Here is a 250-nt window from a genome sequence, read left to right on the forward strand (position 1 = left end):
TTTTCCCAGTGCTTCAGGCCTCGCAGGGCCTTGCCCAGGAACCGCTTCGCTGCCTTGGCGCTGCGGGTCGGCGACAGGTAGAAATCGATCGTGTCGCCCCGCTTGTCGACTGCCCGGTACAGGTAGGCCCAGTCGGCCCGAAGCTGCGATTTTGGCCAGGTTGAAGAACGAACACTGAACGCTTGATTGATTCTACCAGGACCGTTGCTGACCACCGACCTCGTAGATATCGGCTTCCATGGAGCAATTG

At 59.2% G+C, this 250-nt stretch carries 1 pseudogene; it reads right to left on the reverse strand.

Annotation, left to right across the window (positions count from 1 at the left end):
• Window positions 1-131, reverse strand: a pseudogene (locus WP12_RS22325) (DDE-type integrase/transposase/recombinase); the annotation flags it as partial.
• Window positions 132-250 lie beyond the last annotated feature (119 nt).

The sequence above is a fragment of the Sphingomonas sp. SRS2 genome (assembly GCF_000971055.1).
Lineage (GTDB): Bacteria > Pseudomonadota > Alphaproteobacteria > Sphingomonadales > Sphingomonadaceae > Rhizorhabdus.